This window comes from Nocardioides sp. NPDC127514 (assembly GCF_040302125.1).
In the GTDB taxonomy this organism is placed as follows: Bacteria; Actinomycetota; Actinomycetes; order Propionibacteriales; family Nocardioidaceae; genus Nocardioides.
The window spans coordinates 92,820-107,347 of record NZ_JBEORF010000027.1 but is presented as its reverse complement, the minus strand read 5'-3'; the positions used below and the strand labels follow the sequence as shown (position 1 = coordinate 107,347).

The 14,528-nt window shown below is 69.5% G+C and carries 13 protein-coding genes; 4 read left to right on the top strand and 9 right to left on the bottom strand.

Translation table 11 applies throughout. The features are described 5' to 3' along the window. The 3 genes from ABTX24_RS21270 to typA all read right to left on the bottom strand — a co-directional run. Positions 1-1,180, bottom strand: a 1,180-nt coding sequence (locus tag ABTX24_RS21270) for an ABC transporter substrate-binding protein (protein ID WP_350842378.1), incomplete at its 3' end; no start/stop codon positions are given. Between the two features lie 159 nt (positions 1,181-1,339). After that, complete coding sequence (locus tag ABTX24_RS21265; RefSeq protein ID WP_350842376.1) at positions 1,340-2,173, bottom strand: class II fructose-bisphosphate aldolase; 834 nt, start codon at positions 2,171-2,173, stop codon at positions 1,340-1,342. Positions 2,174-2,358: 185 nt separating this feature from the next. Next, positions 2,359-4,248 (bottom strand): translational GTPase TypA, encoded by a 1,890-nt coding sequence (gene typA / locus ABTX24_RS21260; protein WP_350842374.1) that lies wholly within the window; start codon positions 4,246-4,248, stop codon positions 2,359-2,361. Positions 4,249-4,347: 99 nt separating this feature from the next. On the opposite strand from typA, the gene ABTX24_RS21255 reads away from it, so the two are divergent. After that, positions 4,348-5,646 (top strand): M4 family metallopeptidase, encoded by a 1,299-nt coding sequence (locus tag ABTX24_RS21255; protein WP_350842372.1) that lies wholly within the window; start codon positions 4,348-4,350, stop codon positions 5,644-5,646. A gap of 6 nt (positions 5,647-5,652) precedes the next feature. On the opposite strand, the gene ABTX24_RS21250 is transcribed toward ABTX24_RS21255, so the two are convergent. Further along, positions 5,653-6,342: an aspartate/glutamate racemase family protein gene (locus ABTX24_RS21250; protein ID WP_350715585.1), complete on the bottom strand. Its 690-nt coding sequence runs from the start codon at positions 6,340-6,342 to the stop codon at positions 5,653-5,655. Positions 6,343-6,436: 94 nt separating this feature from the next. Then, positions 6,437-7,180: an SDR family NAD(P)-dependent oxidoreductase gene (locus ABTX24_RS21245; RefSeq protein WP_350842370.1), complete on the bottom strand. Its 744-nt coding sequence runs from the start codon at positions 7,178-7,180 to the stop codon at positions 6,437-6,439. A gap of 146 nt (positions 7,181-7,326) precedes the next feature. Here ABTX24_RS21245 and mshA point away from each other — a divergent pair, with 146 nt between their 5' ends. Together mshA and ABTX24_RS21235 are read left to right on the top strand one after the other, a co-directional pair. Beyond that, entirely contained in the window at positions 7,327-8,583 is a 1,257-nt protein-coding gene (gene mshA, locus ABTX24_RS21240; protein ID WP_160026813.1) for a D-inositol-3-phosphate glycosyltransferase, read from the top strand. Beyond that, positions 8,580-9,092 carry a type III secretion system chaperone family protein gene (locus ABTX24_RS21235; protein WP_350715581.1) on the top strand — a complete coding sequence of 171 codons (513 nt, stop codon included), beginning with the start codon at positions 8,580-8,582 and terminating at the stop codon, positions 9,090-9,092. The genes mshA and ABTX24_RS21235 overlap by 4 nt, the downstream gene beginning before the upstream one ends. 76 nt (positions 9,093-9,168) lie before the next feature. Here the strand turns inward: ABTX24_RS21235 and ABTX24_RS21230 are convergent, their stop codons facing one another. Continuing rightward, on the bottom strand, positions 9,169-10,071 hold the full coding sequence (locus ABTX24_RS21230) for a DMT family transporter (RefSeq protein WP_160026815.1): 903 nt from the start codon (positions 10,069-10,071) through the stop codon (positions 9,169-9,171). Positions 10,072-10,269: 198 nt separating this feature from the next. Next, positions 10,270-11,253 carry a GlxA family transcriptional regulator gene (locus tag ABTX24_RS21225; protein WP_350842368.1) on the bottom strand — a complete coding sequence of 328 codons (984 nt, stop codon included), beginning with the start codon at positions 11,251-11,253 and terminating at the stop codon, positions 10,270-10,272. 71 nt (positions 11,254-11,324) lie between these two features. Here ABTX24_RS21225 and ABTX24_RS21220 point away from each other — a divergent pair, with 71 nt between their 5' ends. Next, positions 11,325-12,662, top strand: coding sequence for an MFS transporter (locus tag ABTX24_RS21220; RefSeq protein WP_350842366.1), 1,338 nt, complete (start codon positions 11,325-11,327; stop codon positions 12,660-12,662). 34 nt (positions 12,663-12,696) lie between these two features. On the opposite strand, the gene ABTX24_RS21215 is transcribed toward ABTX24_RS21220, so the two are convergent. Then, the gene (locus ABTX24_RS21215) at positions 12,697-13,374 is read right to left on the bottom strand and encodes a response regulator (RefSeq protein ID WP_091046002.1); all 678 of its coding nucleotides are present in this window, start codon (positions 13,372-13,374) and stop codon (positions 12,697-12,699) included. After that, positions 13,371-14,528 (bottom strand): sensor histidine kinase, encoded by a 1,158-nt coding sequence (locus ABTX24_RS21210; protein WP_160026818.1) that lies wholly within the window; start codon positions 14,526-14,528, stop codon positions 13,371-13,373. The genes ABTX24_RS21215 and ABTX24_RS21210 overlap by 4 nt, the downstream gene beginning before the upstream one ends.

The following is a 14,528-nucleotide window of genomic DNA, read 5'->3' as shown; positions in this document are numbered from 1 at the left end:
TGTCACCCTTGAACGGGACGCCCGCCGGCACGGCCTCGGCGCGGCTGGCCAGGATCTGCGAGGTCGGGGCGTTGTTGAAGTAGGGGTCCGTGGCGTTCTCCTCGGCCAGCGTGGACTGGGCCTCCAGGTTGGCCGGGAAGTTGCCGGCCACCTTCGAGGCAGCGACCTGGGACTCGGCGTTGGTCAGGTAGTTGGCGAACTCCTTGGCCTCCTCCTGGTGCTCGGACTGAGCCGGGACGGCGAGGTAGGAGCCGCCCCAGTTGCCGCCGCCGCCCGGGAAGGCGTCGACGATGTCCCAGCCCTTCACGTCAGGTGCGGAGTCCTTGATGTTGGCGAACATCCAGCCGGGGCAGGGGATGGTCGCGAAGCCGTCGTTGGTGAAGTTGGCCATCCAGTCCTCGCCCCACTGCTCGACCTTGGTCGACTGGGTGGCGGCGTGCTCGGCGACCGTGTCGTAGACCGCCCGGAGCTCCGGGTTGTCGGCGTCGACCTTCTGGTCCTTGGTCTGGAAGGGGTATTCCACCTGGTTGAGCATCGCCTGGGCGATCGCGCCGCTGGAGTCGTACCACGCGGTCTTGGGCATCTTCGCCTTGAACTTGTCGCCGGTGGCGAAGTAGGTGTCCCAGTCCTTGAAGAGGGCCTTCACGGACTCGCGGTCGCTCGGCAGGCCGGCCTTCTCGAAGAGGTCGGCGCGGTAGCAGAACGCCTCGGGGCCGGCGTCGGTCGGATAGCCGATCTGCTTGCCGTCGGCGGTCTGGCCCTCGAGGTACTTCGACTCCATCCAGCGGCTGTCGAGCTCCTTGTCGGTGAGGTCGACGAACTGGTCGGAGGCGCCCTCGGCGACGAGCGCGGGCATCATGTCGCCCTCGATGCCGACGATGTCGGTGAGACCCTCGCCCGACTGCAGGCCGGTGGTGAGGCTCTGCTTCCAGGTGTCCCACTCGGCAACGACGGTCTGCTTGACCTTGAAGGGGCGATCAGGGTCGGCGTTCCACTGCTCGATGAGGTCGCCGTAGCCGAACTCGCTGAAGGTCGTGATGGTCAGGGTGTCGTCCTTGCCGAGCTTGGCCTGCTCGCCGGTGTCGTCGCTGCCGCCGCAGGCCCCGACGAGGCCAGCGACGAGAGTGGCGACCGCGCCAGCGGCTAGACCGCGGCGCCAGGACTTGGAGATCTTGGACACGGGGTGCTCCTGCACGTCTGTGTGGGGAGTGAGAGCGCTTCCACTCTCGGGACTAGGGAGAGTGTGATCGCGCTCACAAGGCTCTGTCAAGTAGCCGGGTGGTAACGATTTCGTGACCGTGGGAGCGCTTCCACCAAACTGGGGAAACGAGGGCGTCGCTCAGCCCGAGATGACGGTGAGCAGCCGGGCGGTCTCGGCGGCCATCGCGTCGCGGCCGGCGCCGAGGTAGCGGCGCTGGTCGACCAGGGCCGGGTCCGCTTCGAGGGCGTCGCGGACGGCGCCGGTGAAGGCCTTGTTGAGCTGGGTGGCGACGTTGATCTTCGTCATCCCGGCGGCGATGGCGGCTCGGAGCCCGTCGTCGCTCACGCCGGAGGAGCCGTGCAGGACCAGCGGTACGTCGACGGCGCGGTGGATCGCTGCGATCAGCACCTCGTCCAGGGCCGCGTCGCGGGTGGTCATCTTGTGGCTCGAGCCGACCGCGACGGCGAGGGCGTCGACGCCGGTGCCGGCGACGAACGCGGCCGCCTCGGCCGGGTCGGTGCGTACGCCGGGCGTGTGGACGCCGTTCTTGCCGCCGACCTCGCCGAGCTCGGCCTCGACGTGGGCGCCGCGGTCGTGGCAGCGGCGGGCGACGGCGGCGGTGCGGGCGAGGTTGTCCTCATAGGGGAGCTGGGAGGCGTCGTACATCACGGACGAGAAGCCGAGGTCGACCGCGATCCCGACCAGGCGCTCGTCGGTCGCGTGGTCCAGATGGAGCGCGATCGGCATCGTCGAGCCGGACGCGACCGCGATCGCGGCCTGGGCCAGTGGAGCCAGGCCGCGGTGGTAGCGCACCGCGTTCTCGCTGATCTGCACGATGACCGGCCGGTTCGCGGTCTCGGCTCCGGTGGCGATCGCCTCGACGGTCTCCAGGTTGATCGCGTTGAAGGCGGCGACACCGCGGCCCTCCTCGTAGGCCGAGCTGATCAGCGAGGCGGTGGTCGTGAGGGTCATGGTCGAAGTGTCGCAGCCAGCCGACGACGAGAACGGCCGCCGACCCACGAGGGTCGGCGGCCGTCCGATGAGTCGATCAGGACTTGTTGGCCTTGCGGGCGCGGGAGGCGATCCTCAGACCTTCGGTCTGGATCGCTTCGCCTCCCGCGACAAGTCCAATCAAGCAGGCTCCGCTAGCGCTCCGCCTACTTGTTGGCCTTGCGCGCTCGGCTCGCGATCTTGGCGCGGTCGTTCTGGTCGAGGACGACCTTGCGGATGCGGACCATGTCGGGGGTGACCTCGACGCACTCGTCCTCGCGGCAGAACTCCAGGCACTGCTCGAGCGAGAGCTTCTTCGGCGGGATGAGCTTCTCGAAGTTGTCGGAGGTGGCGGAGCGGACGTTGGTCTGCTGCTTCTCCTTGGTGATGTTGACGTCCATGTCATCGGCGCGGGAGTTCTCGCCGACGATCATGCCTTCGTAGACCTCGGTCGCCGGCTCGACGAACATGACGCCACGCTCCTGCAGCGAGGTCATCGCGTACGCCGTGGCCGCACCGGCCCGGTCGGCGACGAGCGAGCCGTTGTTGCGCGAGCGGATCTCGCCGGCCCAGCGGTCGTAGCCCTCGGAGATGTGGTGGGCGATGCCGGTGCCGCGGGTCTCGGTGAGGAACTCGGTGCGGAAGCCGATCAGGCCACGCGCCGGGACGATGAACTCCATGCGCACCCAGCCGGTGCCGTGGTTGGTCATGCCCTCCATGCGGCCCTTGCGGTTCGCGAGCAGCTCGGTGATGGCGCCGAGGTACTCCTCCGGCGCGTCGATGGTCAGGCGCTCGAACGGCTCGTGGATCTTGCCGTCGATCTCCTTGGTGACCACCTGCGGCTTGCCGACGGTCAGCTCGTAGCCCTCGCGGCGCATCTGCTCGACCAGGATCGCGAGCGCCAGCTCGCCACGGCCCTGGACTTCCCAGGCATCGGGACGCTCGGTGTTGAGGATCTTCAGGGACACGTTGCCGATGAGCTCGGAGTCGAGGCGGTCCTTGACCAGGCGCGCGGTGACCTTCGAGCCCTTGACCTTGCCGACCAGCGGCGACGTGTTGGTGCCGATGGTCATCGAGATGGCCGGCTCGTCGACGTGGATGAGCGGCAGCGCGACCGGGTTCTCCGGGTCGGCGAGGGTCTCGCCGATGGTGATGTCCGGGATGCCGGCGATGGCGACGATGTCGCCGGGGCCGGCGATCTCGCCCGGCTTGCGCTCGAGGCCCTCGGTGATGAGCAGCTCGGTGATGCGTACGTTCTTGACCTCGCCGTCACGGCGCATCCAGGCGACGTTCTGGCCCTTCTTCAGGGTGCCCTGGTGGATGCGGACCAGCGCGAGGCGGCCGAGGAACGGGCTCGCGTCGAGGTTGGTGACGTGGGCCTGGAGGGGCGCGCCCTCGACGTACGTCGGAGCCGGGATCGTGTCCATGATCGTCTGGAACAGCGGCTCCAGGTCCTTGGAGTCGGGCAGCTCGCCGTTGCCGGGCTGCTCGAGCGACGCGACGCCGGCCTTGCCCGAGGCGTAGATCACCGGGAAGTCGAGCGCGTCCTGGCTGTGGGAGTCGTCGAGCAGGTCCATGAAGAGCTCGTACGTCTCGTCGACGACCTCCTCGATGCGGGCGTCGGGGCGGTCGACCTTGTTGACCACCAGCACGACCGGCATGTCGGCGTTGAGCGCCTTGCGCAGCACGAACCGGGTCTGCGGGAGCGGGCCCTCGGAGGCGTCCACCAGCAGCACGATCCCGTCGACCATCGACAGGCCGCGCTCGACCTCACCACCGAAGTCGGCGTGGCCGGGGGTGTCGATGATGTTGATCGTCATCCCCTCGGGCGCGCTCGGCCCGGTGTAGTGGATGGCGGTGTTCTTCGCGAGGATGGTGATGCCCTTCTCGCGCTCGAGCTCGCCGGAGTCCATGACCCGGTCGGCGACCGATTCGGCCTCGTGCTCGGTGAACGTGCCTGCCTGACGCAGCATGGCGTCGACCAGCGTGGTCTTGCCGTGGTCGACGTGCGCAACGATGGCGACGTTGCGTAGATTGGCCTTGAGGATCTCGGACATGTGCGAAGCGGCTCGATTTCTGGCGCGGGACGGGACGTCTGATCTTATCCGCCGTGACCTCCTTGACCCGCATCCGGAGATGACGGTTGGCTGAGGCCCATGACTTCTCGGAAACACGTCTGCCAGATCGTGCCCCCGTATCTCATGCAGCGGCTCGACGCCGGCCGCCTCGACGAGGACAACGCGTTTCGAGCCGCTCGGGCCGAGCACCTGACCAGGGTTCTCGCCCAGGGCGCCGCGCCCGAAGCAGGCGAGACCACCGCCGAGGCCGGGGACTGGACGGTCTACACCGCCAACAACGGCACCGACCTCCCCGGGCAGAAGGTCCGCGCCGCGGGTGAGCCGGAGTCGGGCGACGAGAGCGTCGACGAGGCCGCGACCGGGATCACCGGCTCGCTGGCGCTCTTCGAGGAGGTCTACGGCCGCGACTCCTACGACGGCCGGGGCATCGAGGTCGTGATGACGGTCCACTACGACCGCGACTACGCCAACGCCTTCTGGGACGGCACCCAGCTGGTCTTCGGCGACGGCGACGGCGAGATCTTCCAGCGGTTCACCAAGGCCGTCGACGTGATCGGTCACGAGCTCTCCCACGCGGTCACCGAGCACTCCGCCGGGCTCGTCTACCAGGGCCAGCCCGGCGCGCTCAACGAGTCGATGTCGGACGTGTTCGGCTCCTGCCTCAAGCAGCGCCTCCTCGGCCAGAGCGCCGACGAGGCCGACTGGATCATCGGCGAGGGACTCTTCACCGAGTCGGTCCAGGGCGTCGGGCTACGGCACATGCTCGAGCCCGGGAGCGCCTACGACGACCCCACCTTGGGCAAGGACCCGCAGCCGGCCCACATGGACGACCTCTACGACGGCACCGACGACAACGGCGGCGTCCACATCAACTCCGGCATCCCCAACCGCGCCTTCGCCCTCGCCGCGAAGGCGATCGGCGGCAACTCGTGGGACGGTGCCGGCAAGATCTGGTACGCCGCGCTGACCAGCGGCGCCGTCACCACCGACACCGACTTCGCCGGGTTCGCCGCGGCCACCATCGCCGAGGCCGGCGACCAGGCCGAGGCGGTCACCACCGCGTGGTCCGAGGTCGGGGTCACCCCAGCATCCGGGGCTCCCGCGTCCGATGGTGAGGGCCCGACCATGGTGAAGGTACGCCGCAGCGGCGGTTTCCTGGGACGTACCAAGGAGGGGGTCGCGGAGCTCGCGCCCTCGGCCGCCCATGTGGCCGCCCTGCGCAACCTGATCGCGCAGCGCGACGTCACCCCTTCGAAGCCGAAGGGTGCCGATCGCTACATCTACGAGTTCGAGGTCGACGGCCGGAAGGTGGTCGTGCACGAGGGCGACATGAGCCCCGAGCTGCGCGCCGTTGCCAACGAGCTGCTCGAGAGCTGATCAGCGTCAGGGCAGGGCGCGGTCGAGCGCGGCCTCGACGTGCACGGTGATGGCGTCGAGGATGGGTACGTCGACGTCGCTGGGTCGCACCAGCAGGCTGAGCTCGGAGGCGCCGAGGATGACGCCGTCGGCGCCCGCGTCCCACAGCTCGTGGACGACCTCGAGGACCCGCTTGCGCGAGCCGGACACGACGTTCCGGTGGATGAGCTCCTCGTAGATGATCGAGTCGAGCATCTCCACGTGGAGGGTGTCGGGCAGGTTCACGTCGACGCCGTGGTCCGAGATCCGCTGGGCGAAGAAGTCGTTCTCCACGGTGTAGCGGGAGGCGAGGAACCCAGCCTTGGTGATGCCGAGCTCCTTGGCCTTCGCGGCGAGCTCGTCGGCCAGGTGCAGCACGGGTACGTCGACGGCGGCAGCCACCTCGTCGTAGACCTTGTGGAAGGTGGTGGTGCACAGCAGGATGAAGTCGGCGCCGCCGGCCACCACACTGCGGGCCGCGGCGGTCAAGATCTCGGCGACCTGGTCCCAGGACTCCTTCTCCTGCAGTGCCGTCAGCTCGGCCAGGTCGACGGAGGCCAGCACGATCTTGGCGGAGTGGAGACCGCCGAGCCGCTCCTGGACACCCTTGTTGAGTCCCTCGTAGTAAGCGGCGGTGCTTTCCCAGCTCATGCCGCCGATGAGTCCGATCGTCTGCACGTCATCGAGTGTGACACCGTCGGCTCTCGCGTACTGAATCCTCGGCGTCGCTCTGACCTGGACTAGACCAGGTCAGAGGCCGGATCAGGGGCTGTCAGCCCTCGCGGTGCACCTTGTGCGGGGCCGCCTGGGCGCGCGGCTTGATGACCAGCTCGTCGATGTTGACGTGAGCCGGACGGGTCGCCATCCACACGATCGCGTCGGCGATGTCCTCGGCGACCAGCGGGTCGGCGACGCCCTGATAGACCGCGTCGGCGGCCGCCTGGTCGCCCCCGAGACGTACGAGCGAGAACTCCTCGGTCTGGACCATGCCCGGGGCGATCTCCATGATCCGCACCGGCTTGTCGACGATCTCCAGGCGCAGCGCCTCGGTGACCGCGCGGGTGCCGAACTTGGCCGCGTTGTAGCCCGCACCGCCCTCGTAGGCGCGCCGGCCGGCGATCGAGCCGACGTTGATGATCGCGCCCGCTCCCGAGGCGACCAGCGCGGGGAGCAGCGCCTTGGTCACGCGGGTCAGGCCGATCACGTTGACCTCGAACATCGCCTGCCACTTGGTCAGGTCCGCCTCGGCCACCTTGTCCACCCCGAAGGCGCCGCCGGCGTTGTTGACCAGCAGGTCGAGACGGTCGCCGACCGCCTCGACGAGCGTGGCGACGGAGTCGTCGGAGGTCACGTCGGTCGCGATCGCGGTGCCACCGATCTCATCGGCCAGCGCTGCGATCCGGTCGGCCCGGCGAGCGGCGAGGAAGACGTGGTAGCCCTCCTTGGCGAGCTGGCGGGCGGTGGCCGCGCCGATCCCGCTCGAGGCGCCGGTGACGACAGCATTCTTGGACGACATGGCGCCATTCTCTCGTCGCTCGCTCGACTTTGCCCACCGGGTCCCACGATCGAAGACGATTCACGTTGGTTCACGCGGCCGGGAATGATGAGCGAGATCCACGTGTTGAGAGACGGGACCACAGGCGTATACACAAAGGGGCAGGAATGATCCACCGCGTAGCGATGGTCAGTCTGCACACCTCTCCGCTCGACCAGCCCGGCACCGGCGACGCCGGCGGCATGAACGTCTACGTGCTCGAGCTCTCCCGGCGGCTGGCCACCCAGGGCATCGCGGTCGACATCTTCACGCGCGCGACCTCCTCGCGCCTGCCGCAGGTCGTGGAGGCGTACGACGGGGTCGCCGTCCACCACGTCCACGCCGGTCCGTTCGAGGGGCTGGCCAAGGGTGACCTTCCGGGGCAGTTGTGCACGTTCGCGCGCGAGGTGCTCCGCGCAGAGGCGTCCAACCCGCCGGGCTACTTCGACGCCGTGCACTCCCACTACTGGCTCTCGGGCCAGGTCGGTGCGCTCTCCCGCGACCGCTGGGGCGTGCCGCTGGTCCACTCGATGCACACGATGGCCAAGGTCAAGAACGAGGCGCTCGCCGAGGGCGACTGTCCCGAGCCCGAGGCCCGCGTGATCGGGGAGGAGCAGGTCGTCGATGCCGCCGACATGCTCATCGCCAACACCGACCTCGAGGCCAAGCAGCTGATCAACATGTACGACGCGGAGCCGGGCCGTGTCGCCGTCGTGCATCCCGGGGTCGACCTGCGGGTCTTCCGTCCGCGCGGGCGGGCCGCGGCGCGTGCCGCGCTCGGGCTCCCTGCCCGTGCTCACGTGCTGCTCTTCGCCGGTCGCATCCAGCCGCTCAAGGCTCCGGATGTGTTGTTGCGGGCGGCCGCGGTCATGCTCGCCCGGGACCCGTCGCTGCGCCCCAACCTCGTCGTCCCGATCGTCGGTGGTCCCTCCGGCTCCGGTCTGGAGCACCCGACCGGGCTGGCCGATCTGGCCGCTGAGCTGGGGATATCCGACGTGGTCCGGTTCGTCCCGCCGGTGCGCCAGGACCAACTCGCGCTCTGGTACTCGGCCGCCTCCGTCGTCGCCGTCCCCTCCTACAACGAGTCGTTCGGCCTGGTCGCCGTCGAGGCCCAGGCCTGCGGCACGCCCGTCGTCGCGGCCGCGGTCGGCGGGCTGACCACCGCCGTGCACCACGGCCGCAGCGGGCTCCTGGTCGACGGCCACGACCCGGCGCAGTGGGCCGACGCGCTCACCAACGCCATCGCCTCCCACTCACGCTGGTCCGCCCTGGCCGACGGAGCCCGCGAACACGCCCAGGACTTCTCCTGGGATCTCACCGCACGCAATACGCTCGAGGTCTATGAAGAGGCCAAGATGCTGATGCGTGAGGAGCTGACGGCATGACTGATGCGCGGACCGACCTGGAAGAGGTCGTACGCGGCTGGCTGAAGTCCAACGACCTGACCTGGGACGAGACGTCCCAGCCGGGTGGCGAGGTGGTCTTCTCGTTCTCGCTCCCGGGCGAGCGCAAGCTGCAGACGCCGGTCCGGCTCGACCTGGGGCAGCACGCCCTCGGCGTCCATGCCTTCGTCTGCCGCCGTCCCGACGAGAACCACGAGACCGTCTACCGCTGGCTGCTCGAGCGCAACCTGCGGCTCTACGGGGTCTCGTTCGGTCTCGACCGGCTCGGCGACATCTACCTCGACGGCCGGCTGCCCTTGGCGATGGTCGAACCGGGCGAGCTCGACCGGCTGCTGGGCTCGGTCCTGACGTACGCGGACGAGTCCTTCAACACCATCCTCGAGCTCGGCTTCGCCTCCTCGATCCGCAAGGAGTGGGAGTGGCGCAAGCTGCGCGGTGAGTCGACCGCCAACCTCGAAGCCTTCCGGGGCTGGCTCGAGGCGACCGAGTGAGGACGAGCGGCGAGCTTGCTCGTCCGCTCGCGCCGAGCGAGGGAGCAAGCGCGCGGAGCGCGCAGGCCGGCGAGGACTAACGCGGCTGGCGCCGGGTAATCAACACACCCGCGATGCACATCGCGCCACCGATGAAGGCGAGGGCCGGCGGCACCTCGTCGAGCACCAGCCATGCCATCAGCGCGGTGATGAACGGCACCAGGAACGTCGACTGTGCGAACTTGCCGGCATCGGAGTGTGACAGGGCATAAGCCCAGGTCACGAAGGCCAGCGCGCTCGGGAAGAGACCGAGGTAGACGATCCAGCCGATGTTGCCGACGCTGATGTCGGGGATCGTGGTGGCCAGCTCGAACGACCAGGGCAGGCAGATGACGAGGCCGGCGATGGCGTACCAGAACGTCAGCAGCAGCGCGCTCATCGTCGGCAGCAGCTTCTTCTGGGTGAGGACGCCGACCGCGAAGGTGAGCGCCGCGACGACCGAGAGGGCGACGCCGATCCAATCGCCGGTGTCACCGTTGGCCGAGGCGCGGCCGATGACGACGACCCCTGCGAAGCCGACGCCGGTGCCGATCAGGATCCACCGGTGGATCGTCTCCTTGAGCACGAGGCCGGCCAGCAGCGCCACCACGATCGGCCCGACCTGCACGATCAGCGCCGCCGTCGCGGCGTCGATCCGGCGCTCGGACTCGTTGAGCGCCAGGTTGTAGATCCCGAGCCACGATGCACCGCCCAGCGCGATCAGCGGCCATTCCTTCCGGGTCGGCAGCCGGAACCCGCCCTTCAGTGCGAGGTAGGCGCCGAGCGCCGCCACCATCACGATCAGCCGGCCCAGCGACAGGCTCCCCGGAGGAACGGTGTCGCCCAGGTGACGGATCCCGACGAACGCCGACGCCCACAGGACCAGCGTGATCCCGCAAGCGATCAGTGGCTTCCAGATCGGCGTGGTCGCAGCGGGCGCGGGGCTGATCGTCGTCGTCACGATAAAAGGGTAAAGATCCGCGCCCCGGGGCGCGAGCGGATATCAGCCATCCATGTTCGACATCCCGCCATCTCGCCCCCGCCGAGACGTCAGCCGCGTCGGCCGAAGCGTCACCGGCGTCGGCCGAGAGGTCACGGTGGTGCCCACTCGGCCGACCGGAGTGACGCCTCGGCCGACCGGGGTGACGCCTCGGTGGGGTCAGCCGCGGAAGGTGCGGCGGTACGCGGTGGGGGTGACGCCGAGGGCGGCGTGGAAGTGGAGGCGGAGAGACTGGGCGGTGTTGAGGCCGCAGCGGGCGGCGACCTGCTCCATCGAGAGGTCGGTGGTCTCCAGCAGGTTGCGGGCGAGCTCGATGCGCTGGCGCTGCAGCCAGCGGCCGGGGGAGTCGCCGGTCTCGTCGCGGAACCGCCGGGTGAAGGTGCGTACGGACATCGAGACCCGGGACGCCATCGCCTCCAGGCTCAGCGGCCGGTCGAGGTGGGCGAGGGCCCAGGCGGTCGCCGCCGAGATGCCGGTGTCGCCGGGGGCGGGGGCGTGATGCCGGATGAACTGCGCCTGCCCGCCGTCGCGGTGGGGAGGTACGACCGTCGCGCGGGCGACGCGGTTGGCGACCGCGGCGCCGTGGTCGCTGCGTACGACATGCAGGCAGAGGTCCAGGCCCGAGGCAACGCCGGCGGAGGTGAGGATGTCGCCGTCGTCGACGAAGAGTACGTCAGGGTCCAGCTTGACCTGCGGAAACAGGGCTCGGAAGTCGTCGGTGTGCGACCAGTGGGTGGTCGCCGGGCGGCCGTCGAGAAGACCCGCGGCGGCGAGCGCGAAGGCGCCGGTGCAGATCGACATGATCCGGGTGCCGGGCCGGATGAGGTCGAGCGCCTCCTTCAGCGGCGCCGACAGGACGCCGTCCGAGACCGTCGGGTAGTCGAGGCCGAACTTCGGGATCACCACGGTGTCCGCGTCCGCGAGCGCCTCGGGTCCGTGCGGTGCGAGGACGACCACGTCCGAGTCCGACTGCACCGGTCCGGCTTCGCCGGTGGTGCAGGTGACGACCTCGTAGAGCAGCCGGTCCTCGCTGTCGCGGGCCCTGCCGAAGATCCGGTGCGGGATGCCGATCTCGAACGGGATGAACCCGTCCTGGATCAGCACCGCGACCCGGTGCGGGGAAGCCACCCGTACGTCGCTCATGGCTGGATCTTACCGATAGATGACAATCAGGCCACTATCTGGAGTGGTGCGAATCCGGAAGGATCACCGTCATGACCCAGACGACGACCCCGCCGCCTGCCGGCCGCGCAGCCGCGCGCCGCCCCCGCATCCACCCGGCCTGGTGGGTGGCCGCCGTCGCCTTCGTGACCATCGTCGGCGCCGCCGCCTTCACCGCGGCGCCGGGCCTCCTGGTCGGTCCGCTGCACGAGGAGTTCGGCTGGTCGCGCGGCACGATCGGCGCCGGGATCACCCTGCAGCTCGCGCTCTACGGCCTGACCGCCCCGTTCGCTGCGGCGCTGATGGACCGCTTCGGGATCCGTCCGGTGGTCGCCGTCGCGCTCGCCATGATCACCCTCGGCTCGCTCGGCACCGTGTGGATGAGCCAGTCGTGGCAGTTCGTCCTCGGCTGGGGTGTCCTCGTCGGCGGCGGCAGCGGCTGCATGGCGCTCGCCTTCGGCGCGACGATCACCACCCGCTGGTTCGACAAGCGGCAGGGCCTGGTCAGCGGTCTGCTGACCGCCGGCGGCGCCTCGGGACAGCTGATCTTCCTGCCGGTACTGGCCGTGCTGATCGGGGAGCTCGGCTGGCGGGCCGCCTCGGTGACCATCGCCCTGGTCGCCGCCGCGGTCATCCCGTTCGTGCTGCTGCTGCTCCGCGACTACCCGGCGGATATCGGCTTGGCGCCCTACGGCGCCTCGAAGATCGTGCCGCGCCCCGCGCCCGCGACCGGCGCCGCGCTACGGACTGTGCGCGTGCTCGGGATGGCGATGCGTACCAAGGCCTTCTGGCTTCTCGCCGGTGCCTTCGCGATCTGCGGGATCACCACGAACGGGCTGATCAGGACCCACTTCGTACCCGCTGCGCACGACCACGGGATGGCCACCGTCGCGGCCGCCTCGCTGCTCGCCGTGATCGGGATCTTCGACGTCGTCGGGACGATCTTCTCCGGCTGGCTCACCGACCGCTTCAACCCCGTGGTGCTCCTCGGCGTCTACTACTCGCTGCGCGGGATCTCGCTGATCTTCCTGCCGATGCTGCTCTCGTCCGAGGTGCACCCGCCGATGGTGTTCTTCATCGTCTTCTACGGTCTCGACTGGGTCGCCACCGTGCCGCCCACGCTCGCGCTGTGCCGCGAGATCTGGCCCGAGGACGCTCCGATCGTCTTCGGCTGGGTGCTCGCCTCCCACCAGGTCGGAGCCGGCCTGGTCGCCTGGATCGGCGGCGTCGTACGCGATGTCACCGGGTCCTACGACCTGGTCTGGTACGCAGCCGGCGCCCTGTGCGCCGCCGCCGCGCTGATGTCTCTGGTGATGCCGCGCGGCGCGGACCTTCGTCAGGGTATGCAGGCCGAGGAACACATCCCCAGCGGAGCTCCGCTGGGGGAGTGAGCCTTCGGCTGCATACCTCGACGAAGGAACAGCCTCAGAGGTCGAGCTTGTAGCCCAGCCCTCGCACCGTGACCAGGAACTTCGGCTCCGACGGGTCCGGCTCGAGCTTGGCGCGCAGGCGCTTGACGTGTACGTCGAGGGTCTTGGTGTCGCCGACGTAGTCGGAGCCCCAGACGCGGTCGATGAGCTGGCCGCGGGTGAGGACGCGGCCGGGGTTGCGCAGGAACATCTCCAGCAGCTCGAACTCCTTGAGGGGCAGCCGCTGCTCGGACCCGTCCACGGTCACGACGTGGCGCTCCACGTCCATCCGGACGGGCCCGGCCTCGAGGGTGGCGGGAGCCGCGTCGGGCTCGGTGCCTCGGCGGAGGACGGCGCGGATCCGGGCGACGAGCTCGCGCGGGGAGTAGGGCTTGGTCACGTAGTCGTCGGCGCCGAGCTCGAGGCCGACGACCTTGTCGACCTCGTCGTCCTTGGCGGTCACCATGATGACCGGGACCGACGAGGTGGCCCGGATCTGCCGGCACACCTCGGTGCCGGAGAGGCCGGGAAGCATCAGGTCGAGCAACACGATGTCTGCCCCGTTGCGGTCGAACTCCTTCAGAGCGTCGGTGCCGTCCTCGGCGACGGCGACCTCGAAGCCTTCCTTGCGGAGCATGTAGGACAGTGCCTCGCTGTAGCTGGCTTCATCTTCGACGACGAGTACCCGGGTCACGGGCGTTCCTCCTTGCTTGTGCCGGACTTCCCGGCAGTTGGTAGGTGCTGGGGCAGGGTGAGGGTGAAGGTGGAACCTTGACCCTCCTGCGACCAGACCTTGACCTCGCCACCATGCGTAGCGGCGACGTGCTTGACGATCGACAGGCCGAGCCCGGTGCCACCGGTGGAGCGGTGGCGAGCCGGGTCGACGCGGTAGAAGCGCTCGAAGATCCGATCGATCTCCGTGGACGGGATCCCGATGCCCTGGTCGACCACGGAGATCTCGACGGAGCCGTCGGTCGCGCGGGTCGAGACGGTCACGGTCGAGCCGGGGTCGGAGTAGGCGACCGCGTTGGAGACCAGGTTGGTGACCGCGGTCGAGACCTGCTCGTCGTTGCCGAAGACGTGCAACCCGGCGGTGCCGGCGCTGACCACGTTGATGCCCTTGGCGTCGGCGTCGACCGTCGAGGCGTCGACGGCGGCCGCGATGACCTTGTCGACGTCGACCGCGATCGGCGCCTCCAAGGGCTCGTCGCCCTGGAGCCGGGAGAGCTCGATGATCTGCTGGACGAGCTCGGTCAGGCGCTCGGACTCGGTGATCATCCGGTGGGCGAAGCGGCGTACGGCCTCGGGGTCGTCGGAGGCCTCGGTGACCGCGTCGGCGAGCACTCGGATCGCGCCGACCGGCGTCTTGAGCTCGTGGCTGACGTTGGCGACGAAGTCGCGGCGTACGGCCTCGACGCGGCGTTCGCGGGTGCGGTCCTCGACCAGGGCGAGCGCCAGGCGGGTGCCGAGCGGAGCGACCCGGGCGGTGACGTGCCGCGAGGCCCCGTTGGCGCGCGAGATCACCAGCTCGGTCTCCCGGATTTGGCCGTCACGGCGCACACCGTGGACGAGCTCGGACAGCTCGGGCGAGACCAGCGAGGTGCCGCGCACCAGACCCAGGGCGTACGCCGGGGCGCTGGCCTTGAGCACCGTGTCGTGCTCGTCGACGACGACCGCGCTGCTGCGCAGGACCGAGAGGACCGCGGCCACCTCGGAGGGAACCTTCGGGGGCTCGACCTCGGGGATCCGGCGGCGGGAACGTTCGCTCATCGCCCACGCAAGCACCGCCGCTCCGGCGACGACAGCGCCGAGGAGCGCAGCAAGAAAGGCCTGCGTCGTCGAGTCCAC